The sequence below is a fragment of the Azospirillum sp. P4_B5 genome, assembly GCF_056402275.1.
Genome location: NZ_JBFUHT010000006.1, coordinates 79464 through 100932 on the forward strand (window position 1 = coordinate 79464; position 21469 = coordinate 100932).

Below are 21469 nucleotides of genomic sequence, written 5' to 3' on the forward strand. Positions count from 1 at the left end.
AAAGGTCATAGGGCGCGCTTGCGGGCGTCCGGGACCGCTCCTATAGTCGCGGCCCATGACCGGATCGCCCCATTCCACGACGGTTTTCCCGCACCGCCACCTCCTTGGCATCGAGGGGCTGACGGCAGGCGAGATCACCACCATCCTCGACCTCGCCGACGGCTACGTCGAGCAGAACCGCCAGCCTTCGAAGAAGTCGTCGCTCCTCGATGGGCGGACGATCGTCAACCTCTTCTTCGAGAATTCGACCCGCACCCGCACCAGCTTCGAGCTGGCCGGCAAGCGGCTCGGCGCCGACGTCATCAACATGTCGTCGGACGGCAGCTCGGTGAAGAAGGGCGAGACGCTGATCGACACGGCAATGACGCTGAACGCCATGCACCTCGACGCGCTGGTCGTTCGCCACGCCGATTCGGGGGCGGTGAAGCTGCTGGCCGACAAGGTCAACTGCTCGGTCATCAACGCCGGCGACGGCCACCACGAGCACCCGACGCAAGGGCTCCTGGACGCGTTGGCGATCCGCCGCCGGCTGGGCACCCTCGACGGTCTGATCGTGGCGATCTGCGGCGACATCCTGCACAGCCGCGTCGCGCGCTCCAACATCCATCTGCTGAACGCCATGGGCGCCCGCGTCCGCGTCGTGGCGCCGCCGACGCTGATCCCCTCGCAGATCGACCGGCTGGGCGTCGAGATCCACCACTCCATGGCGACCGGCCTGAAGGACGCCGACGTGGTGATGATGCTGCGTCTCCAGACCGAGCGGATGAGCGGCCAGTATGTCCCCTCGACCCGCGAATACTTCTACTTCTACGGCCTGGACTACGAGAAGCTGGCGGTGGCGAAGCCGCACGCGGTGGTCATGCATCCCGGCCCGATGAACCGCGGCGTCGAGATCGATTCGGAGGTCGCCGATGACCTCAAGCGCTCCATGATCCTCGATCAGGTGGAGCTGGGCGTGGCCGTCCGCATGGCCGTGCTCGACCTTCTCACCCGCGATCGCCGGGGGACCGATGTCTAATTCCGCCACGCGCGTCGCCTACCGCAACGCCCGCCTGCTAGACCCCGCCAGCGGTCTGGACCAGCGCGGCGACCTGCTGACCGAAGGCGCAAAGATCGCCGACTTCGGCCCGTCCCTGTTCGCCGACGGCGTGCCGGAGGGGATCGAGGTCGTCGACCTCCAGGGCCAGTGCCTCGCCCCGGGCCTCGTCGACATGCGCGTCCTGATCGGCGAGCCCGGCGAGGAGGAAAAGGACACCATCAAGAGCGCGTCGCGCGCCGCGGTGGCCGGCGGCATCACCGCCGTCGTCCTGCTGCCCAACACCGACCCGGTGACCGACGAGGTGGCGAGCCTGGAGTTCATCGCCCGGCGCGCCCGCGAGGTCCGTCTGGTCAAGGTCTTCGCCTACGCCGCCGCCACCCGCGGGACGGACGGCAACGAGATCACCGAGATGGGCCTCTTGTCCCGCGCCGGGGCCGTGGCCTTCACCGACGGCACCAAGGCGATCGCCAGCGCCAAGGCGATGCGCCGCGCGCTCAGCTACGCCCGCACCTTCGACAAGCTGATCGTCCAGCATCCGGAGGAGCCGAGCCTCGCCAGCGGCGGCATGATGAATTCGGGCGAGCGGGCCACCCGCCTCGGCCTCGTCGGCATCCCGCGAGAAGCCGAGATCATCATGATCGAGCGCGACCTGCGCCTGCTCGAACTCTCCGGTGGCCGCCTGCACTTCGCCCACATCTCGACGGGTGAGTCGGTGGACCTGATCCGCCGCGCCAAGGCGCGCGGGCTCAAGGTCACCTGCGACACCGCCCCGCATTACTTCGCCCTGACCGAGACGGACGTCGGCGATTACCGCACCTTCGCCAAGGTCTCCCCGCCGCTGCGCGGCGAGATGGACCGGCGGGCCATCGTGGAGGGTCTGGCCGACGGCACCATCGACGCCATCGCGTCCGACCACACGCCACAGGACCAGGACCAGAAGCGCCTGCCCTTCGCCCAGGCCGCCTGCGGCGTAATCGGGCTGGAGACGCTGTTCCCGCTGACGCTGGAGCTGGTGCACAAGGGCGCCATGCCGCTGCTGAAGGCGCTGGCCTGCGTGACCGTGAAGCCGGCCGAGATCCTCGGCCTGCCGCTCGGCCGCATCGCCAAGGGGGCGCCCGCCGACCTGATCGCCTTCGACCTGGACGTGCCGTGGAAGGTGGACGTGGCGGCCTTCAAGTCGAAGTCGAAGAACAGCCCCTTCGAGGACCGTCCCGTCCAGGGCCGTCCGCTGCGCACCGTGGTGGACGGGCGCACCGTCTGGCAGTTCGAGGGCTGACAGGGTGACGATCCTCATCTCGGCCCTGCTGGGCTATCTGCTGGGCTCGATCCCCTTCGGGCTGGTGCTGACTCGGCTGGCCGGCCTGGGCGACATCCGCCAGATCGGCTCCGGCAACATTGGCGCCACCAACGTGCTGCGCACCGGCAACAAGCCGCTGGCCGCCGCCACCCTGATCCTGGACAGCGGCAAGGGCGCCATCGCCGCCCTGCTCGCCCTCGCCTGGGCGGGGCCGGAGGCCGCGGTCTTCGCGGCGGGCGGCGCCATGCTGGGGCACACCTTCCCGGTCTGGCTCGGCTTCAAGGGTGGCAAGGGCGTGGCGACGGCGCTCGGCGTGCTGCTGGCCGTGTCCTGGCCGGTCGGCGTGATCGCCTGCGCGACGTGGCTCGCCATGGCCTTCCTGTTCAAGATCTCGTCGCTGTCGGCCCTGACCGCGCTTGGCCTCAGCCCGATCTTCGGCTGGATCTTCGGCGGGCCGCTGGTGGCAGGCCTGTGCCTGTTCATCGCCGTGCTGGTCGCCATCCGCCATTCCGCGAACATCAAGCGTCTGCTGAAGGGCGAGGAACCGAAGATCAGCTTCGGCAAGAAGAAGGTTGGATGAGCGTCCGCTCAGGTCTTTAGGAACACCTGCTCCATCGCCGTCAGCAATTCCCCCGCCAGGACGGGCTTCCTCAGGATCACCAGCGGTCCACCCTCCCCGTCCTGCAATCCGGGGATTCCGTCCTCGGGCGGCGAAGCCGACAGGACGACGATGGGCAGGTCGGGCCAGTCGAAGCGCAATTGACGGATCATCGCTTCGCCGCCCAGCCGGGGCATCACCAAGTCGGTGATCAGCGCATCGAAGGAGCCTTCGGCCAGGGCGCTCAGCCCTGCCTCCCCATCCGTCACGGTGGTGACCGTGCAATGGGCCATTTCCAGCATGCGGGCCATCGCCATGGCGGTGAGCGAGTCATCCTCCACGAGAAGAATATTGAGTGACCTCGCGAAACGCACCGGTAACCTCCACGGGTGGCGAACGGGCCGACACTCTCCACGAAGGCCGGTTGCTTCGCTCCTGCAAAAAAGTGTGGCGGCGTGCGTTATTTAGGACGCCGGCTTCACGGTACCATGGGGTGGCGTCCGGCGGGATGGTTTTGAAAAGGCCGTGAGCGACCCCGCCCCACGGGCCTTGCGGCGGCTCGACCAGCGGTATTGCGGGTCGTCGGCGATCAGATGCAGATGGTCGGAGATGCGGTTGCGCTCCAGCCAGCCGAGGGCGGCCTCCAGTTCCGACAGGGTCATCTCCGACCGCGCCTTGTTCATGCAGCGCTTCAGCACGGCGTTGTAGGTGTGGTAGCTGACCGGCCCCTCGGCGACGAGGTTGTTGTCCTGGTCCTCGATCACCTGGGCCGCCACGATCTGGCCGATGCGCTGGCGCAGATGATGCTCCACGGCGCTCGGCACCTGCACCCCATCTTTTGATGCGCGCTCGGCCGAGGGGCGGTCGGCGGAATCGTGCCCCGGCGACGGGTTGCCGAAATCGGGGCCGGGAGCGACCACGGCGAAACGCAGGGCCGTCGCGTTGGATTCCAGCGGGATGATCTCCGGCTCCGCCTCCACCGTGCGCTCGAAGGGGAGCTCGTGCTGGCGCCGGGTCTTGACCATGGCCCGCGTCCCCTGCTGGGTTTCCACCATCTGGCGGAACCGCTCGAACATCATGTCGGAGGGGTGGTAGATCACCGCCCGCTGCTGCTCGTAGGCGCCGGCGTGGGGATCGACGCGGGTGGCCCGCGCGATGGCCTGCTCCAGCCAGGGGCGGGAGCGGATGTGGGTCAGGCAGGCGACGTGCGAGATGGCCGGCGCGTCCAGCCCCTCGTAGGCCATGGCGACGGACACCAGCACGGCGGGTTCCGGGCGCAGGCGGAAGGCGGCCACCACCTCCTGCGCGTCGCGCCGTTCGGAAATGGCGATCTGGGCCATCCGCGCCGCCTGCGCGCCGGGCATCCAGCCGCGCAGCGTGTCGAGGTAGTTGCGGGCGGTCTCCTGGTCCGGCGCGATCACCAGCAGCTTGCCCAGCCCTGCGCCCTCCGGACCGTTCCCCGAACCCTTCCCTGCCGCGCGCCGCTTCGCCCGGTGCTCGCGGCAGGAGCGGTAGGCCTCGCGCAGCATGGCCTGGGCGAAGCCGGTGCGCAGCGCGGTGAACAGGGCGTCGCGGGTGTTCTCCCCGGCGCGGGAGAGCGCGTCGACGCTGCGCGTCGTCCGCTCCGCGTCCAGCCACGTCGCGGTGCCGTCCATCGCCCCGAAGGTCACCGGCAGAATGGCCTTCTCGGCCAGCGCCTGCCGCCGCGAGTAGCCGACGATGGCCCAGCCCGGCGCCTTAAAGTCGATCTCGCGCACCCGTCGCACCCCCTGCGGCGCGCGGTAGGGCAGCCAGAGGATGGGGCGCCCGTCCGCCCGTTCCAGCGTGCCGCTCATCAGCAGCCGTGCGGCGGCGCTTTCCAGAAGCGGCAGGATGGAACGGCTCCAGGCCGTCTCGTCCTCCGCCGTGGCCGCCGTTCCGGTGTCGGCGACGGCGGGCAGGTGGTGCAACTCGTCCACGGCCAGCAGGTACCGGTGGCGGCGGAACTCCTGAAGGTGCAGGTCCGGCGCCGCGGCGACCGCCTGATAAGTGGTGACGTAGCCCTGGAGGCCACGGCAGGGATCGCGCCCATTCTCCGCCGCCCGCAGCGCGATCCCGTGGCCCAGCGCCTCGCGCCAGCGCGGGTCGGCGAAGGCCTCCTCCGCCTGCCGGCGCAGGCTGTCGCGCGGCACGATCCAGCAGATGCGGTCGATCAGCCCGGCGCGCATCAGCGCCGCCCCCATGATCACCGGCAGCAGCGACTTGCCCCCACCCGGCGTTACCGCGGCCAGAACGTCCCGCACGTCCGTCTGCCGCTGCGCGATGGCCGCGGCGACGCCGGCGACCATGGTCTGGTGGCTCCTCAACGCTGGCATGCCGGCCTGACGCCCCTCCCTGACGGTTTCCGCGGTACGGACCGGCAAGGCTAAGCTGCGGGGAGTCGTCGGGTCACGGATTCAATCGTAGGTAGGACTCCCCCAAAGGAGGGGGGCGCTCGCCAAAGGAGTCCGAAGGAAATACGCCGGGTGCGCTTCGGTCTGGGCGCGGATCGGGCTTCGTGGTACACGAATTGTTCTTTTGCAAAGACCCAACGGGAAGAGCAAGGAGGGCACCGAGAAATGAGCACCCGTCCGCAGGCGGTTTCCACCCAGCATGTCGAGAACGAGCGCACCCGCGTCACCGAATGGCGCCTTGTGCCGGGGGCCGAGACCGGCGCCCACGTGCACGGCTACGACTATGTGATCGTCCCAGTGACGGCCGGCGCCTTCACCATCGTCGATCCGGACGGCAACGCCCGCCAATTCCCGCTGGAACCGGGCCGCTCCTATTTCCGCAAGGCCGGCGTCAGCCACAACGTCATCAACGACGGCGACAGCGACATCGTCTTCGTCGAGGTCGAATTCCTCCAGCCCGGCTGACCTCTCACGCCCGATCCGACTGACCGATGCACCGCGGCTCCACCATGTTCGACTATGGCCAGGACGGCGATGAGCCGCTTCCCGACGCCGTCATCCGCACCGGCGGGCCGCGGTCCGTCCAGCATTTGCTGCTCTCGCTGTCGCCGGAAAACCCGCTCTACCTCTACGCCGACGCGGCGGACGCCGGGGGCGGGGCCTATTACCGGGACTCCCGCGAGGTCTGGCAGTCGCTGGCCGACGGGGAGGGCCAGCGCTGGCGCTGGTTCGTCGGCAGCCAGGGCCGCGTCGTCGAGGCCGCTCCCGGCGACGTCCATGGCCTGCGCCGCGCCGCACCGGTCGCCCTGACGATCACCTGGTACAGCCTGCCGGACCGGGAGAGCGTCGGGCGGGTGCGCAACGCCCTTCGCGCCATCGGCGCCACCTGCAGCCGCGGCCCGGCCGGCTGAGGGCGTAGCTCCATCGCGGACGCGCATGAACGCATAGGCGCCATGTCATTTCGGAATCCCTCTTGATCAGGCCGGGATTGTGTGGGCGCGACTTCTGTCCTAGTGTTAGGAACCAGGAATCCGGGAGCATCCGACAGAGTGGCCGTCACCCAGGCACAGCCTCCGCGCGTTCAAACGCCCTGTGCCTCATCGTTCATCCGGCGGTGACCGACCATGATGGCGTCCTCCCACATGATCGTCGGCGGGGCGGCGTGGTTCTACGCCTCGGCGCGTTTCGGTCTGCCCTTCGACGTGGTGGCCTTCGGGGCGGCGGTGGTCGGGTCGCTGGCGCCCGACATCGACCACCCGAAATCGACGCTCGGCCAGTTGATGCGGCCCCTGTCGAACATCATCTCCGCCGTTTTCGGGCATCGCGGCGTCACCCACTCCACGCTGGCCATCGTCGGCTGCCTGTGGGTCCTGCACGAATACGCGGACTACTCGCACCTGATCCTGCCCTTCCTGATCGGCTATCTGACCCATCTGGCGGGTGACCTGCTGACCCCGGCGGGGCTGCCGCTGCTCTGGCCGATCAAGCGGCGGCGCAACTTCGCGCTCCCGATCCTGAAGACCGGCGGGTTCTCGGAGCAGTTGGCGGTCACCCTGCTGGCCGGCTGGATGATCTCCGGCCTGTTTTCCGCATCCTGGCCGGGCCTGCCCCTCGACCGCCTGCCCTTCGAGAACTGGATGGCGATGGACCGCCCGTGGCGTTCCGCCGTCGTCGCGGCGCAGGGCTTCCTCGGAGAGGAGGGGCGGGAGCGCAGCGCGCCACCGATCCCCGCCCGCAAGCCCACAGAGCCCGCAAGGACCCGTCCGCTGAAAGGATGAAGCATGACCTCTCGGGTTGTGTTTTAAATGTAACGGTCAATGACTTATCTTTGCCTTCTGCTTCGTCAACCTTGTTGCATTTCGTCATGGAGACCGCGGAAACCTGTCTTTGTCACCGCTTAGCGATTCGTTAGGCTTTTTAGGCATATTCTAACGACCATATCCAATCGATCTTAGATTGAATTTCCACACGCTTCGATGCGGATGGGTCCGACCATGGCAAAGCTCCGGATGTCGAAAGAGACACAGGCTGTTGAGGGCGTTTCGCCCAACGCGGTGACGGCGATGCCGCTCCACCTCGCCCTGCCCGATCTGCCCGGCGGACAGGACAACAGCCTGAAGCGTGTCTCCGATGTGCTGGCCCCGCTGGACCACGGGCAGAAGCTCCAGCTCTACAAGATGATCCGCGACGGGTATCTGGACGACATGGCCGAGCCGGTCGCCCAGATGCTGGTCACCATGCTGAACGGGCGGCGGTCCGAGCACGCGCGCCGCGTCTGGACCGGCCTGTTCGACGCGCTGATCCTGCGCGACGATTCCCTGCTGACCAGCGGGGTCCGGCTGGCCGGCGCCCTGCATCTGGCGGACGTCAGCGCCTGGTGGTTCGCCCTGGCCCCGCGCCTGGAGCCGCTGGTCGGCCGCGTCCAGGAGACGGTGGCCCGGCTCGCCAAGGACCAGCCGCTGAACGAGATCTTCGCCTCCGCCGAGGCACAGGTCTGGGCCGACGAGCTGCGCCAGCGCAGCCTCGCCGTGCTGGCTCGCCTGCGCGCCACGCCGACGGAGGCGACCGCCTTCCTGGCCGAGGTGTCGGGCTTCCGTGCGCAGATGTTGAAACGTCACGGCGTGCGCCAGCGCGAAGGCGTCTCCCGCGCGGAGCTGGAGCGGATGGAAACCATCCTTCAGGCCGCCCCCGCCTGGGCGGGCCAGCCCCTGCCCTCGCTGCTGCACGGCGACCCGGTGCGTCTGGCGCGGGAGATGGTGCGGCGCGGCGACTGCACGCGCGAAGGGGCGGCCATGTTCGCGGTGGCCGGCCTGCACCGGCGCGACGATGCCGCCCTGGCGACCCGCCTGTTCGAAGCCTTCCCCGTCGCCGTGGCCAAAGACGCGATCATCGGCCGGCTTCTGGTCGCCGCGGAGGCGCTGAAGGCCACGCTGACCGGCAGCTTCCTCAGCAAGCCGGGCCTGCTGGTGGCGGACGCGGTGGACGACCGCGACCATCCCTCGTCCCAGCTGCAGCATTTCCTGGCTTGGTACGACGCCGTCCACGCGCTGGAGCTGGACACCACCGACCGCGAACGCAACATGGTCCATCAGGCGTTCCGCGAGCTGAGCAACGCGGTGCATGAGGATCTCGCTCCGGTCCTGGCGCGGCGGATCGAGGCGCTGACCATGCACAGCGTGCTGGACCCGCTGATGGAGCGCGTGCGCTTCGTGAACGAGTTCCAGGCGCAGCTGGCGCGGCGCGGCATCGTGTCGTCCGGCAAGCCGTGGCGGGCCGAGGACGGCAACCACGTCGCCACGGTCTTCCGCCGCCTGTCCTCCACCGGCGCCGCGGAAGGGCTCAGGATGCTGGGGCAGCTCGCCGATCTGGCGGACATGCTGAGCTACCCCATCGAGATCACCGCGCTCGACATAACGCTCGCCGGGGTGATCGAGGCGGCCTTGCGACAGCAGAAGACGTTCGGCGCGGCCGAAACCCGCCTGATCGACCGCGTGATCGCCGTGTCGAGCGACGAGCGCAAGCGCTGCCGCTGGTGGGTCGCCCCGGAGGTCGTCACCCTGCTGGATGCTGCGGAGAAGTCCGGCATCGCCGGCACCGCAAAGAAGTAACGGCGAGCCGCCGAACCCCATTATTTCAGCGTGTGCCCAGGATGCGGCGGCGCCCGTTCCCGGCTGGTTCATTCCGGCTTCGGAACGGCGGTGCCAACCTCCTGTTGGTCCGGACATGTGAAGCCGGCGCAGCCCTTGTTCGTGGCGGCGTCCGGCGCTCCCCCGCAGATCCGGAGTCTCCATGGCACCGCTCAAGGCCAGCCTGCGCCCGGCCCCCGCGCCGCCCCCAGCACCGATTCCCGTCACATTGAACGTCAACGGGGTGGAGCGGACGCTTCACCTCGCGCCGTGGACGACGCTGCTGGACGCGCTGCGCCTGCAACTCGACCTGACCGGCACCAAGAAAGGCTGCGACCACGGCCAGTGCGGGGCCTGCACCGTCCTGGTGGACGGGCGGCGCATCAACTCCTGCCTGACGCTGGCGGCGATGCAGGACGGTCGCAAGGTCACCACCATCGAGGGGTTGACCACCGGCGACGCGCTCCACCCGCTCCAGGAAGCCTTCATCGAGCATGACGCCTTCCAGTGCGGCTACTGCACGCCCGGACAGATCTGTTCCGCCGCCGGGCTGATCGCCGAGGGCAAGGCCACCACCGACGACGAGATCCGCGAGTTGATGAGCGGCAACCTCTGCCGCTGCGGGGCCTATCCCAACATCGTCGCGGCGATCCGGCAGGCCATGGCCACCGCCGCCCCGAAGGCGGAGGGCGCGCCATGAGATCCTTCACCTATGCCCGCGCCGACAGCGCGGCGGACGCGGTCGGACGGGCCGGCGCCTCCGGGACGGCCTTCGTCGCCGGGGGGACCAACCTGCTCGACCTGATGAAGGCCGACGTGCTGCGCCCCGAAGAGCTGGTCGACATCTCCCGCCTGCCGCTGGACCGGATCGAGGAAACGGCGGGGGGCGGCCTGCGGCTGGGCGCGCTGGCCCGCAACGCCGACACGGCCTACGACGAGCGCGTGCAGACCCGCTACCCCATGCTGTCCAAGGCGATTCTCGCGGGAGCTTCGGCGCAGCTCCGCAACATGGCGACCAACGGCGGCAACCTGTTGCAGCGGACCCGCTGCTACTACTTCTACGACACCGCCACCCCCTGCAACAAACGGCAGCCGGGGTCGGGCTGCGGCGCGATCGGCGGGGTGAACCGCATCCACGCCATCCTGGGCGCCAGCGACCAGTGCATCGCCGTCCACCCCTCCGACCTCTGCGTCGCTCTGGCGGCGCTCGAAGCGGTGGTCCAGGTGACCGGGCCGGACGGTGAGCGCAGCATCCCCTTCGCCGAGTTCCACCGCCTGCCCGGCGACCGCCCGGAGATCGACACGGTCCTGCGGCCGGGCGACCTCGTCACCGCGATCGACCTTCCGTCCAGGGGCTTCGCCGAGCACTCCACCTATCTGAAAATCCGCGACCGTGCCTCCTACGCCTTCGCGCTGGTGTCGGTCGCGGCGGGTCTGGAGCTGGATGGGAGCACCGTCCGCGACGCCCGTCTGGCGCTGGGCGGGGTTGCCCACAAGCCCTGGCGCGACCCGGAGGCAGAGGCCGCCCTCATCGGCAAGCCCGCCACGCCCGACAGCTTCCGTGCCGCCGCGCGCGTGCTGCTGCGCGACGCCAAGGGGCACGAGCACAACGGCTTCAAGATCGAACTCGCCGAGCGCGCCATCGTCCGCGCCCTGAGCGAAGCCGCCGACCGCAAGGGAGCGTCCCGCCCATGACCGCCATTCCCAGCATTCCCGGCTTCCTGACGGAGCCCAACGGCCCGATCGGCAAGCCTGTCAACCGGGTGGACGGACGCAAGAAGGTGACCGGCAACGCCCATTACGCCGCCGAGTTCAGCTTGCCGGACCTCGCCCACGGCTGCATCGTCTCCAGCGCCATCGCGCGTGGGCGGATCACCCGCATCGACACGGCGGCGGCGCTGGCCCTGCCCGGCGTCATCCACGTCTTCACCCACGAAAACCGGCCGAGCCTCGCCTGGTTCGACCGCAAATGGAAGGACGACGACGCGCCCAAGGGGGCGCCGTTCCGCCCGCTCTACGACGCGGAGATCCACCACGCGCTCCAGCCGGTGGCGCTGGTGATCGCCGAGAGCTTCGAGCTGGCCCGCTACGCCGCCCGTCTCGTCCACATCGAGTATGAGGCGGCTCCCCATCAGACTGACTTGCGCGCCAACCGCGCGAACAGCTTCACCCCCGGCAAGGAGAAGGGCGGTTTCCAGCCCCCGCCGAAGCCGCGCGGCAACCCGGAACAGGCCTTCCTGGACTCACCCGTCCAAGTGGACGCGGAATTCACCCAGGCGGCGGAATACCACAACCCGATGGAGATGCACGCCACCACCGTCCTGCACCACGACGACGGCACGCTGACCGTCCACGACAAGACCCAGGGCGTGCAGAACTGCCACACCTACGTCTGCAACGTCTTCGGCCTGGCCAAATCCGCCGTGCGGGTGATGTCGCCCTTCGTCGGCGGCGCCTTCGGCTCCGGATTGCGGCCGCAGCATCAGCTCTTCATGGCCATGCTGGCGGCGACGCAGTTGAAACGCTCCGTCCGGGTGGAGCTGTCGCGCCCGCAGATGTTCAGCTTCGGCCACCGGCCCGAAACCATCCAACGGGTGGCCCTGGGCGCCGACCGCGACGGCACGCTGCGCGCGCTGATCCACGAGGCGGTGCAGGAAAGCTCGCGGAACGAGAATTATGTGGAGATCGTCGTCAACTGGTCGGGCCAGCAGTACGCCTGCGACAATGTCCGGCTGGACTACACGCTGTCGCGGCTGGACGTGCACACGCCGCTGGACCAGCGCGCGCCGGGTGCCGCGACCGGCGTCCCGGCTCTGGAGATCGCCATGGACGAGCTGGCCTGCAAGCTCGGCATGGACCCGGTGGAGCTTCGCCTGAGGAACTACGCGGAGACCGATCCGAACACCGGAAACCCTTTCTCCAGCAAAGAGCTGCGCGCCTGCTTCCGGCACGGGGCGGAGCGGTTCGGCTGGGCGAAGCGCAGCCCCGCGCCGCGCTCCATGCGCGAGGGCCGCGAGTTGATCGGCTGGGGCATGGCGACCGGCGTGTGGGACGCCATGCAGGGGCAGGCCGCGGCCAAGGCGGTCCTGGGCGTCGACGGGAAGCTGGTGGTGTCCAGCGCCACCGCCGACATCGGCACCGGCACCTACACCGTCATGACGCAGATCGCCGCCGACGTGCTGGGCCTGCCGATCGGGGAGGTGACCTTCTGCCTGGGCGATTCCTCGCTTCCCACCGCCCCCATCGAAGGCGGCTCCTGGACCGTCTCCACCGTCGGGTCGGCGGTGAAGGCGGTGTGCGACCGGGTGCGCTCACAACTGGTCACGTTGGCCGGAAAGCTGGAGGACAGCCCGCTGAAGGGCGTGGCGGAGGAGGACATTCTCTTCGCCGACGGCCATCTGATCGTCCGGGACGACCGGGCGCGGCGGCTGTCCATCACCGACGTGATGCGCGGCTCCGGCACCCTGTCCATCGAGGAGGAGGCGCGCGCCCTGCCCTATCTGCTGGCGCGGGCGCGGCACACCTTCGCCACCCATTCCGCCGTCTTCGTGGAGGTCCGGGTGGACGAGGATCTCGGCACCGTCCGGGTGGCCCGCGTGGTCAGCGCCATCGCCGCCGGCCGCATCATCAACCCCAAGACGGCGCGCAGCCAGATCCAGGGCGCCGTGGTTTGGGGCATCGGCATGGGTCTGGAGGAGGAGGCCTTCACCGACCACCGGCTGGGCCGCGTGATGAACCACGACTACGCGGAGTACCATGTCCCGGTGAACGCCGACGTGCCGGACATCGACGTGCTGTTCGTCGAGGAGCACGACGACAAGGTCAACGCGCTGGGCGCCAAGGGGGTCGGCGAGATTGGCATCGTCGGCGTTCCCGCCGCCATCGCCAACGCCATCCATCACGCGACCGGCGTGCGTGTGCGCGATTTCCCGATCACGCTGGACAAGGTGCTGGCGGGGCTGCGCTGACGAGGGCGGGTGGTCGCTAGGGCCCCCCTCCCGACCTCCCCCCGCTGCGCAGGGGGAGGAGAAAAGCCCTCCCCTGCGAACACGCCGGGGACGGAGGTCTGGCCGCGGGCGTCCACCTCGATCTCGCCGCGCGGGCTCAGCGCCACCGAGCCCTTCAGCCACTCGGTGTTGGGCACGAGGCCGATCTGCACGAAGATGCCTTCCAGATCGATCCGGTGCACCTCGCCGGTGTTGCGGTTCTTGTAGCTGAGGCCGGTCACCTTGGTGCCGTCGCCATGCACTTCGGTCGTCAGGCCCGAGGTGATGACGCGCACGTTGGGCAGGCTGCGCAGCTTGCGCTGGAGCACCTCGTCGGCGCGGAGCTGGCTGTCGAACTCGATCAGCGTCACCTCGGCGACGATGCCGGCGAGGTCGATAGCGGCCTCGACACCGGAGTTGCCGCCGCCGATGACCGACACGCGCTTGCCTTTGAACAGCGGGCCGTCGCAGTGCGGGCAATAGGCCACGCCCTTGTTGCGGTACTCGTCCTCGCCGGGGACGCCCATCTGGCGCCAGCGGGCGCCGGTGGACAGGATCACCGTCTTGGACTTCAGCGAGGCGCCGTTGGCGAGTTGGACCTCGATCAGGCCGCTCGGACCCTCGGCGGGGATCAGCTTCTCCGCCCGCTGCAGGTTCATCACGTCGACCTCATACTCCTTGACGTGCTGCTCCAGCGCCGCGGCCAGCTTCGGCCCTTCGGTGTGGGACACGGAGATGAAGTTCTCGATGGCCATGGTGTCCAGCACCTGCCCGCCGAAGCGCTCCGCCGCAACGCCGGTGCGGATGCCCTTGCGGGCCGCGTAGATCGCCGCCGCGGCGCCGGCCGGGCCGCCGCCGATCACCAGCACGTCGAAGGCGTCCTTGGCCTTGATCTTCTCGGCGTCGCGCTGCGCGGCGCCGGTGTCGATCTTGGCGAGGATCTGCTCCAGCCCCATGCGGCCCTGGCCGAACGGCTCGCCGTTCAGGAAGATCGACGGGACGGCCATGATCTTGCGCGAGTCGACCTCCTGCTGGAACAGCGCGCCGTCGATGGCGACATGCTTGATCCGCGGGTTCAAAACGCTCATCAGGTTCAGGGCCTGCACCACGTCGGGGCAGTTCTGGCAGGACAGCGAGAAGTAGGTCTCGAAGCTGTACTCACCCTCCAGCGCCTTCACCTGCTCGATGACCTCCGCCGACTCCTTGGAGGGGTGGCCGCCGACCTGCAGCAGGGCGAGGATGAGGGAATTGAATTCGTGGCCCATCGGCAGGCCGGCGAAGCGGACGCCAACATCGGTGCCGGTGCGCTTGATCGCGAAGGAGGGCTTGCGCGCGTCGTCGTCGCTGCGGACGAAGGTGATCTTGTCCGACAGGGACGCGATGTCCTGCAGCAGAGCCTGCATATCCTGCGATTTGGCGCCGTCATCCAGGGAGGCGGCCAGTTCGATGGGCTGCGTGATCTTGTCGAAATAGGCCTTGAGCTGGCCTTTGACGTTGCTATCCAACACGGCGAGGGCTCCCGAAAGTGGTTTTTCGAAGCGAGCCCGGTGGCGCCAGGGCGGGTCCGGGCAGCAGAATTTCGTTGAAGCGTTTCTTGTGGAACGGATGACGGCCACTCGTGATCCGGGCCCGGAATCGATCCGGGCCCGAAGCCGTGGCGCCGCGGCCGGCGTGGCCGTGGCCGAACCGCCCGGCCGCGGTTGCGGCCGGCGGTTCCCAGAGGATCAAGCCGGAGAGGCTTAGATCTTGCCGACGAGGTCGAGCGACGGAGCGAGCGTCTTCTCACCCTCTTCCCACTTGGCCGGGCAGACCTCGCCCGGGTGCGAGGCGACGTACTGGGCGGCCTTCACCTTGCGGAGCAGCTCGCGGGCGTCGCGGCCGATGCCGCCGGCGGTGATCTCGATGATCTGGATCTTGCCGTCCGGGTCGACGACGAAGGTGCCGCGGTCGGCGAGGCCCTTCTCCTCGATCAGGATCTCGAAGTTGCGGCAGATCGTGCCAGTCGGGTCGCCGACCATGGTGTAGGCGATCTTGCCGATGGCCGGCGAGGTGTCGTGCCAGGCCTTGTGGCAGAAGTGGGTGTCGGTCGAAACGCTGTAGATCTCAACGCCGAGCTTCTGGAACTCGCTGTAGTTATCGGCCAGGTCTTCCAGCTCGGTCGGGCACACGAAAGTGAAGTCCGCCGGGTAGAAGAAGACGACCGACCACTTGCCCTTCAGGTCGGCGTCGCTGACGTCGATGAACTTGCCGCCCTTGAAAGCGGTCGCCTTGAACGGCTTAATCTCGGTGTTGATCAAGGACATGATTTCTCCATCAGTCTGAATGATTGGAGCAAGCGTCACTCCGGTGTCCTGCCCGCTTGGCGCCGTCTCCCCGATGGTGTCCCATCCGGGTTACCGGTGCCGCGGCATCCCTGCCGGAAGTCTGCTCCCCCCTCGTTGGTCGCTTGACACCAGGGAAGTTAGGGGCAATGGGTCAGCGATGGAAGCGAAAAATACCAATCGCTTTGATCGATAAAACCGATTATTGTGCAGTGCATGAAGCCGCTTCCCACCCTGCGTCAGCTCCACTACCTCGTCGCCGTCGTCGATCGCTGCCATTTCGGCAAGGCGGCGGAGGCGTGCCTCGTCAGCCAGTCCACGCTCAGCGCCGGCATCCAGGAATTGGAGAATCTGCTGGGCGCCCCGCTGCTGGAGCGCACGCGGCGCACCGTCCTGCCGACCCCGCTGGGCCGCGAGATCGCCGACCGCGCCCGCACCGTCCTGAAGGGGGCGGAGGAGCTGGTGGACATGGCCCGCTCGGTGGAGGACCCGATGTCCGGGCCGCTCCATCTGGGCGTGATCCCGACCATCGGCCCCTTCCTGATTCCCCGCGTGATGCCGGCGCTGCGCGACAGCTTCCCCAAACTGAAGCTGTTCCTGCGCGAGGACCAGACCGCCCGGCTGCTCGACCGGCTGGAGTCGGGGGAGCTGGACGCGGCCATCCTGGCTCTGCCCTATCCGTCCGGCGACGTGGAATCGATCGACCTCGCCGAAGACCGCTTTTCCGTGGTCTGCACGCCCGAGCACCGGCTGAGCGACGTCACGGCGCCCCGTCCGTCCGACGTGGCGCTGGAGGATCTCCTGCTGCTGGAGGACGGGCACTGCCTGCGCGACCACGCGCTGGCCGCCTGCTCCATGGAGGGGGCGCGGCAAAGCGCCGCGTTCCAGGGCACCAGCCTGCACACGCTGGTCCAGATGGTCGCCAACGGTCTGGGGGTGACCCTGCTGCCGCAGATGGCGCTCGACTCGGGGATTCTGCGCGGTTTGGATGTGGTGGTTCGCCCGCTCAGCGGCGAGCGTCCCTTCCGCCGCATCGGGCTGGTCTGGCGCCGCACCTCCGGCCGCAAGGAGACCTTCCGGCAGCTCGCCGCCGCCCTGAAGACGGAGATGTCCCGCGACAGCGGACCGCAGGCTCCCGCCAACGGCGACGCCAGCGTGCGGACCGCGGCCTGATCCGACCTCAGAAGACGTAGGTCATCACGAGATACAGCAGCGCCTCGCCGTCGCCGACATTGCGGTAGGCGTGGGGGGCGTCGGCGTCGAACTGGATCGTGTCGCCCTCCTCCAGCCGGTGGGTGCCGTCGCCGGTCTCGATTTCGACCACGCCGCGCCCGACCAGGATGTTCTCCACCGTGCCGATGGTGTGGGCGTCGGCCCGCTCATCGGTGCCGGGAGCGAGGCGCAGCTCGTAAAATTCCACCTGCCGCTCCCCGCGGAAGGGAAACAGCGCCCGCGAGCTGAACCGCCCGTCGCGCGAGGCCAGCGGCCGGCTGTCCGCCCGCCGGATCACCGTGGTCCCGCCGCTGCCCCCGCTGCTGAGCAGGCTGGAGAAGGGCACGTCGAGCGCGCGGGCGATGGTCCACAGGAAGTCGATGTTGGACGGACCCTGCCCGGCCTCGACCGCCGTCAGCTCCGCCCGGCTATTGCCCGACAGCTTGGCGAGCGCGTCGACGGACAGCCCCTGGCGGAGCCGGAAGTTGCGGATGTTCTCGGCGATCACGGCGGTCAGCGGGTTGGCGTCGCCATCCGTGCTCCGGGGGGTCGATGTCGTGCTCATGGTGTTTGGCCCTCCCGTTCCATCACTGCGTGCTCATGCCCTGGGATTCAGCGGGGCGCCGCCTGGATCTGGTCAAACAGGGCGCCCTCCGCGAAATGGGCCGCCTGGGCGTTGCGCCAGCCGCCGAACACGTCGTCCACGGTCACCAGCGCCACCGGGGAGAAGCGCCCGGCATACTGCCGCGCCAGTTCGGGATGGCGGGGCCGGTAGAAATTCCGCGCGGCGATCTCCTGCCCCTCGCGGGTGTAGAGATACTGCACGTAGGCCTCGGCCACCTTGCGGGTGCCCTTGCGGTCGACCACGCTGTCCACCACGGCCACCGGCGGCTCGGTGAGGATGGACAGGGACGGCACGACGATCTCGAACTGGTCGGCGCCGAACTCCTGAAGCGACAGGAAGGCCTCGTTCTCCCAGGCCAGCAGAACGTCGCCGACGCCCTTGCGGGCGAAGGTCAGCGCGGCCCCGCGGGCGCCACTGTCCAGCACCGGGACATGCCGATACAGCTCGGCGACGAACTGCCGGGCCTTGGCCTCGTCGTTGCCGTTGGTCTTCAGCGCGTAGGCCCAGGCGGCGAGGTAGTTCCAGCGCGCTCCGCCCGAGGTCTTCGGGTTGGGCGTGACCACCTCCACGTCCGGCTTCACCAGATCGTCCCAGTCCTTGATCTGTTTCGGGTTGCCCTTGCGGACCAGGAACACGACGGTGGAGGTGTAGGGGGAGCTGTTGTTCGGCAGACGCGTCCGCCAGTCCTTCGCGATCAGCCCGGCGTCGGCGATGGCATCCACGTCGTAGCCCAGAGCCAGCGTCACCACGTCGGCGTCCAGCCCGTCGATGACCGAGCGCGCCTGTGCGCCCGATCCGCCGTGCGACTGGTGGATGACCACCGTCTCCCCCGACGCCTCCGCCCAGGTGCGGGCGAAGGCCGGGTTGAACTCCTCGTACAGCTCCCGCGTCGGGTCGTAGGAGACGTTCAGGATCGTGCTGCGGCTCGCGGCGCTGGCGGTCGCCAAAGCGGCCAGTGTCACCAGCCCGATGGCGATGAGGCTCTGGCTGAAGCGGGACGGCATGAACGGTGATCCCCAGGCTGACGGTCGATGGCGTTGTGCCGGGGATTATTGAACACGGCTGATCCCTATCAGGCAAGTCGTCTTTTGCCGCTTGATGTGTAATTCACATATGCACGATTATCATTTATCAAAACTTTAATGTGAAAACACGGCGTCAAACGGTTGCGCCCGCCGAACGGCGCAACCGGACCGGTCAGGCCTGCTTGGCGTCGATGATGCCGCGGCGGATGGCGCGGGTCTTGGTGAAATGGTCCTGCAACTGCTCCCCCTCGCCCCAGCGGATGGCGCGCTGGAGGGCGGTCAGGTCCTCGGTGAAGCGCTGGAGGATTTCCAGGACCGCTTCCCGGTTGTTCAGGAACACGTCGCGCCACATCACCGGGTCGCTGGCGGCGATGCGGGTGAAGTCGCGGAAACCGCCGGCCGAGAACTTGATGACCTCGGACTTGGTGTCGTCCTCCAGGTCGGACGCCGTGCCGACGATGGTGTAGGCGATCAGGTGCGGCAGGTGGGAGGTGATGGCCAGCACGCGGTCATGGTGGTTGGCGTCCATCAGTTCCACAGTGGAACCGATGCGGCGCCACATCGCCACCACCTTGTCCACCGCGCCCTCGTTGGCGCCAGGCGGCGGGGTGACGATGCACCAGCGCCCCTGGAACAGGGTGGCGAAGCCGGCCTCCGGCCCCGAATGCTCGGTACCCGCCACCGGGTGGCCGGGAATCAGGTGCACGCCGTCCGGGATGTGCGGCCCGACGTCGCGCAGCACCGCCTGCTTCACCGAGCCGACGTCCGTCACGATCATACCGGGGCGCAGCAGCGGCCCAAGCTGCTCCCCCACCTCGGCGAAGGCGCCGACGGGGGTCGCCAGGACCACCGCGTCCGCACCCTCCAGCGCTTCCGCCAGATCGGTGGTGGCGCGCTCGACGATGCCCAGTTCCATCGCCTTGGCGCAATGCTCCGGGCTGCGATCCGCGCAGACGACCTCACGCGCCACCCCGTAATGCGTGAGCGCCCGCGCCAGGGACGAGCCGATCAGACCCACGCCGACGATGGCGACGCGGTCGAACAACGGAGTGGCCGGGGTGGTGGCAATCTCGCTCATGATCTCAGGGCACCGGCTGCGGATGGGTTGCAGAACGCCCCGCTATAAAGCACCAAGGCGCCCCCTGACCAAGCGAAACTTTGCCCGGCCGCCTCGTGAGGAAACCGCGCGCAGCGGCGCGATTCCCTCTCCCGGGGCGGGAGAGGGGAAACCGTTCTGGTTACGCCGCCAGGAAGTCCTTCAGCGCCTGCACCACTTCGCGCATCTCGGCCTCCGTGCCGATGGTGACGCGCAGGCAGCTCGGCAGGCCGTAGGCGGGCATCTGGCGGACCAGGATGCCGCGGCCTTTCAGGAACAGGCGCGCCGCCTCGGCGTCGTCCTTCCCGGCGGTCTGTCCGGCGAAGTCGACCAGGACGAAGTTCGTCACGCTGGGATGGGTCTTCAGGCCCAGCCCGTGCACCTGCTGGACGAACCACTCCCGCCATTCGGTGTTGTGGCTGCGCGAGCGCTCCAGGAACGCGGTGTCCTCCAGCGCCGCCACCCCGGCGATCTGCGCCGCGGACGAGACGTTGAAGGGGCCGCGCACGCGGTTCAGCACGTCGGCGATCCCCGCCGGGCAATAGGCCCAGCCCAGCCGGACCGAGCCGAGCGCGAAGATCTTCGAGAAGGTGCGGGTCATCACCACGTTGGGGAAGCGGTCGACCAGCTCCTGCCCCGCCGAATAGTCATTGTGGTTCATGTACTCGGCATAGGCCGCGTCGATGACCAGGATGGCGTTCTCCGGCAGGCCGGCGTGCAGGCGGGCCATCTCGTCGGCGGTGATGTAGGTGCCGGTCGGGTTGTTCGGGTTGGCGACGAAGACCAGCCGGGTGCGCGGCGTGACGTGGGCCAGCAGCGAGTCCACATCGGTGGTCAGGTTCGTCTCCGGCGCCTGGACCGGGGTGGCGCCGACCGACTTGGCGCCGATCGGGTACATCAGGAAGCCGTGCTGCGAGTACAGCACCTCGTCCCCCGGCCCGGCATAGGCGCGGATCAGCAGGGCGATCAGTTCGTCGGAGCCGGCGCCGCAGACCACGCGCTCGGCGTCCAGGCCGAAGCGCTCGGCGATGGCCTTGCGCAGCTTGGCGGAGCCGCCGTCCGGGTAGCGGTGCAGCTCGCCCGCGGCGGCCTTGTAGGCCTCCACGGCGCGCGGGCTGGGGCCGAGCGCGCCTTCGTTGGAGGCGAGGCGGATGTGGCCCGCATGCTCGCCGCCGACGTAAGGGGCGATGTCGAGAATCCCCGGGCGGGGCGCCGGGCCGTTGTTCGGCTGGGTCATGTCAGGTCTCAGACCTTGCGGGCGTTATTGGAAAGATGAGGTGGAGAGATGAAGCGGGACGGCGTAGCCGCCCACGATGTTGATCCGCACCGGGATCTCGCCCAGCCGGCCGGCGAAGGCGGACAGGCGCGGGTCGGTGTGGTCGACGAAGTCGGCGACCTCGACCAGATGGATCGATGGGCCGGACGGGTCGCGGGCGTGCCAGGTGCAGAAATAGGTCGGGGCGAGGCCGCTCGTCTCCAGATGATCCTTGAGCCGGCCGCGGCTGAGGTCATGCCCCAGCTCGATCCCCAGCAGGGTGCGGTCGTCGCCGGTCGGCTCGTGCGGAACCAGCGCGATGGCCAGCGCGTCGCGGTCCTCGCCGCGGGCGTTGCCGCGCCCGGCGAAGGGCAGCCGCGCCACCACGCGCGGCGTGCGCGCGTCGGACGACACCAGGAAGCGCCACCAGGGGTCCGCGTCGTCCTCCGCCGGGTAGGGGACGACGCCGACGGTGGCCGTGCCCTCCGACACCGCGCGGATCGCCGCGGCGGGGGAGTTGACGGCGGTCATTGGAACGACGCTGCCGAAATGGTCGCGGGCCACGTCCCAGAATCCGCGGCGGTCCTCCGGCGCGTAGACCGCGACGGCGAAGGGGCCCTGGAGCCGGGTGAAGGCGGTGATCATCTCCCGCCACATGCGGGTGACGGCCATCGCCGGGAAGGAGCCGGCGTGGCGCGCCATCAGGCGGCGCAGGATGACCGCCTCGCGCGCCGGGCGCAGATAGATCGGGGTCTGTGGGTTCCCGCTGACCTGACCCTCGGCGGCCTCGATCTGGCTTTTCACGACGCCGACGCGCTCCACCACCGCGGCGCGGCGCATCAGCAGGTCGTGGATCGTATCGTCGATGTGATCGATCTCGCGGCGCAGATCGTCGAGCGGGGACTTGGGCGGAGGCATGGGGCGGGAAACCGTCAAATCCAGGGCGAATCCAAAGCC

General features: G+C 68.9%; 20 protein-coding genes. 11 read left to right on the top strand and 9 right to left on the bottom strand.

Translation table 11 applies throughout. The features are described 5' to 3' along the window. The first annotated feature begins 55 nt into the window (after positions 1–55). Genes AC1DVI_RS06450 through plsY form a run of 3 tightly spaced genes read left to right on the top strand, consistent with a single transcriptional unit; the run spans position 56 to position 2916 of the window. Complete coding sequence (locus AC1DVI_RS06450; RefSeq protein WP_476957222.1) at positions 56–1018, top strand: aspartate carbamoyltransferase catalytic subunit; 963 nt, start codon at positions 56–58, stop codon at positions 1016–1018. After that, a complete protein-coding gene (locus tag AC1DVI_RS06455; protein WP_476957223.1) occupies positions 1011–2315 on the top strand; it encodes a dihydroorotase in 1305 nt (434 codons plus the stop codon). The genes AC1DVI_RS06450 and AC1DVI_RS06455 overlap by 8 nt, the downstream gene beginning before the upstream one ends. Before the next feature lie 4 nt (positions 2316–2319). Next, positions 2320–2916 (top strand): glycerol-3-phosphate 1-O-acyltransferase PlsY, encoded by a 597-nt coding sequence (gene plsY, locus AC1DVI_RS06460; protein ID WP_476957224.1) that lies wholly within the window; start codon positions 2320–2322, stop codon positions 2914–2916. Positions 2917–2924: 8 nt separating this feature from the next. On the opposite strand, the gene AC1DVI_RS06465 is transcribed toward plsY, so the two are convergent. Continuing rightward, complete coding sequence (locus AC1DVI_RS06465; RefSeq protein ID WP_200483842.1) at positions 2925–3308, bottom strand: response regulator; 384 nt, start codon at positions 3306–3308, stop codon at positions 2925–2927. Positions 3309–3398: 90 nt separating this feature from the next. Then, complete coding sequence (locus tag AC1DVI_RS06470) at positions 3399–5288, bottom strand: DEAD/DEAH box helicase (protein ID WP_476957225.1); 1890 nt, start codon at positions 5286–5288, stop codon at positions 3399–3401. 243 nt (positions 5289–5531) lie between these two features. Between AC1DVI_RS06470 and AC1DVI_RS06475 the strand changes: the two genes are divergently transcribed. From AC1DVI_RS06475 to AC1DVI_RS06505, 7 genes are all read left to right on the top strand, one after another. After that, positions 5532–5831: a cupin domain-containing protein gene (locus AC1DVI_RS06475; protein WP_014198409.1), complete on the top strand. Its 300-nt coding sequence runs from the start codon at positions 5532–5534 to the stop codon at positions 5829–5831. A 26-nt stretch (positions 5832–5857) separates the two neighbouring features. Next, positions 5858–6277, top strand: coding sequence for a hypothetical protein (locus AC1DVI_RS06480; RefSeq protein WP_114857400.1), 420 nt, complete (start codon positions 5858–5860; stop codon positions 6275–6277). Positions 6278–6490: 213 nt separating this feature from the next. After that, the gene (locus tag AC1DVI_RS06485; protein ID WP_476957226.1) at positions 6491–7144 is read left to right on the top strand and encodes a metal-dependent hydrolase; all 654 of its coding nucleotides are present in this window, start codon (positions 6491–6493) and stop codon (positions 7142–7144) included. A 231-nt stretch (positions 7145–7375) separates the two neighbouring features. Next, entirely contained in the window at positions 7376–8974 is a 1599-nt protein-coding gene (locus AC1DVI_RS06490; RefSeq protein WP_476957227.1) for a hypothetical protein, read from the top strand. A 181-nt stretch (positions 8975–9155) separates the two neighbouring features. Next, positions 9156–9692 carry a (2Fe-2S)-binding protein gene (locus AC1DVI_RS06495; protein WP_476957228.1) on the top strand — a complete coding sequence of 179 codons (537 nt, stop codon included), beginning with the start codon at positions 9156–9158 and terminating at the stop codon, positions 9690–9692. Next, complete coding sequence (locus AC1DVI_RS06500) at positions 9689–10687, top strand: FAD binding domain-containing protein (RefSeq protein ID WP_476957229.1); 999 nt, start codon at positions 9689–9691, stop codon at positions 10685–10687. The genes AC1DVI_RS06495 and AC1DVI_RS06500 overlap by 4 nt, the downstream gene beginning before the upstream one ends. Next, positions 10684–12960 carry a xanthine dehydrogenase family protein molybdopterin-binding subunit gene (locus AC1DVI_RS06505; RefSeq protein ID WP_476957230.1) on the top strand — a complete coding sequence of 759 codons (2277 nt, stop codon included), beginning with the start codon at positions 10684–10686 and terminating at the stop codon, positions 12958–12960. The genes AC1DVI_RS06500 and AC1DVI_RS06505 overlap by 4 nt, the downstream gene beginning before the upstream one ends. Here AC1DVI_RS06505 and ahpF read toward each other — a convergent pair. Next, positions 12891–14486, bottom strand: coding sequence for an alkyl hydroperoxide reductase subunit F (ahpF, locus tag AC1DVI_RS06510; protein WP_476957231.1), 1596 nt, complete (start codon positions 14484–14486; stop codon positions 12891–12893). The two genes, AC1DVI_RS06505 and ahpF, sit on opposite strands and share 70 nt — an antisense overlap. A gap of 231 nt (positions 14487–14717) precedes the next feature. Then, positions 14718–15281 (bottom strand): alkyl hydroperoxide reductase subunit C, encoded by a 564-nt coding sequence (gene ahpC / locus AC1DVI_RS06515; protein ID WP_014198402.1) that lies wholly within the window; start codon positions 15279–15281, stop codon positions 14718–14720. 234 nt (positions 15282–15515) lie between these two features. Here ahpC and AC1DVI_RS06520 point away from each other — a divergent pair, with 234 nt between their 5' ends. Beyond that, a complete protein-coding gene (locus AC1DVI_RS06520) occupies positions 15516–16472 on the top strand; it encodes a hydrogen peroxide-inducible genes activator (protein WP_476957232.1) in 957 nt (318 codons plus the stop codon). A gap of 7 nt (positions 16473–16479) precedes the next feature. Here the strand turns inward: AC1DVI_RS06520 and AC1DVI_RS06525 are convergent, their stop codons facing one another. From AC1DVI_RS06525 to AC1DVI_RS06545, 5 genes are all read right to left on the bottom strand, one after another. Beyond that, positions 16480–17076 (bottom strand): helix-turn-helix domain-containing protein, encoded by a 597-nt coding sequence (locus AC1DVI_RS06525; protein ID WP_476957233.1) that lies wholly within the window; start codon positions 17074–17076, stop codon positions 16480–16482. A gap of 47 nt (positions 17077–17123) precedes the next feature. Continuing rightward, a complete protein-coding gene (locus AC1DVI_RS06530) occupies positions 17124–18140 on the bottom strand; it encodes a sulfate ABC transporter substrate-binding protein (protein WP_476957234.1) in 1017 nt (338 codons plus the stop codon). A 193-nt stretch (positions 18141–18333) separates the two neighbouring features. Then, positions 18334–19239 (bottom strand): prephenate/arogenate dehydrogenase family protein, encoded by a 906-nt coding sequence (locus AC1DVI_RS06535; protein WP_476957235.1) that lies wholly within the window; start codon positions 19237–19239, stop codon positions 18334–18336. Positions 19240–19399: 160 nt separating this feature from the next. Beyond that, the gene (gene hisC / locus AC1DVI_RS06540; protein ID WP_476957236.1) at positions 19400–20494 is read right to left on the bottom strand and encodes a histidinol-phosphate transaminase; all 1095 of its coding nucleotides are present in this window, start codon (positions 20492–20494) and stop codon (positions 19400–19402) included. A gap of 24 nt (positions 20495–20518) precedes the next feature. Beyond that, entirely contained in the window at positions 20519–21430 is a 912-nt protein-coding gene (locus AC1DVI_RS06545) for a chorismate mutase (protein ID WP_174440306.1), read from the bottom strand. Positions 21431–21469 lie beyond the last annotated feature (39 nt).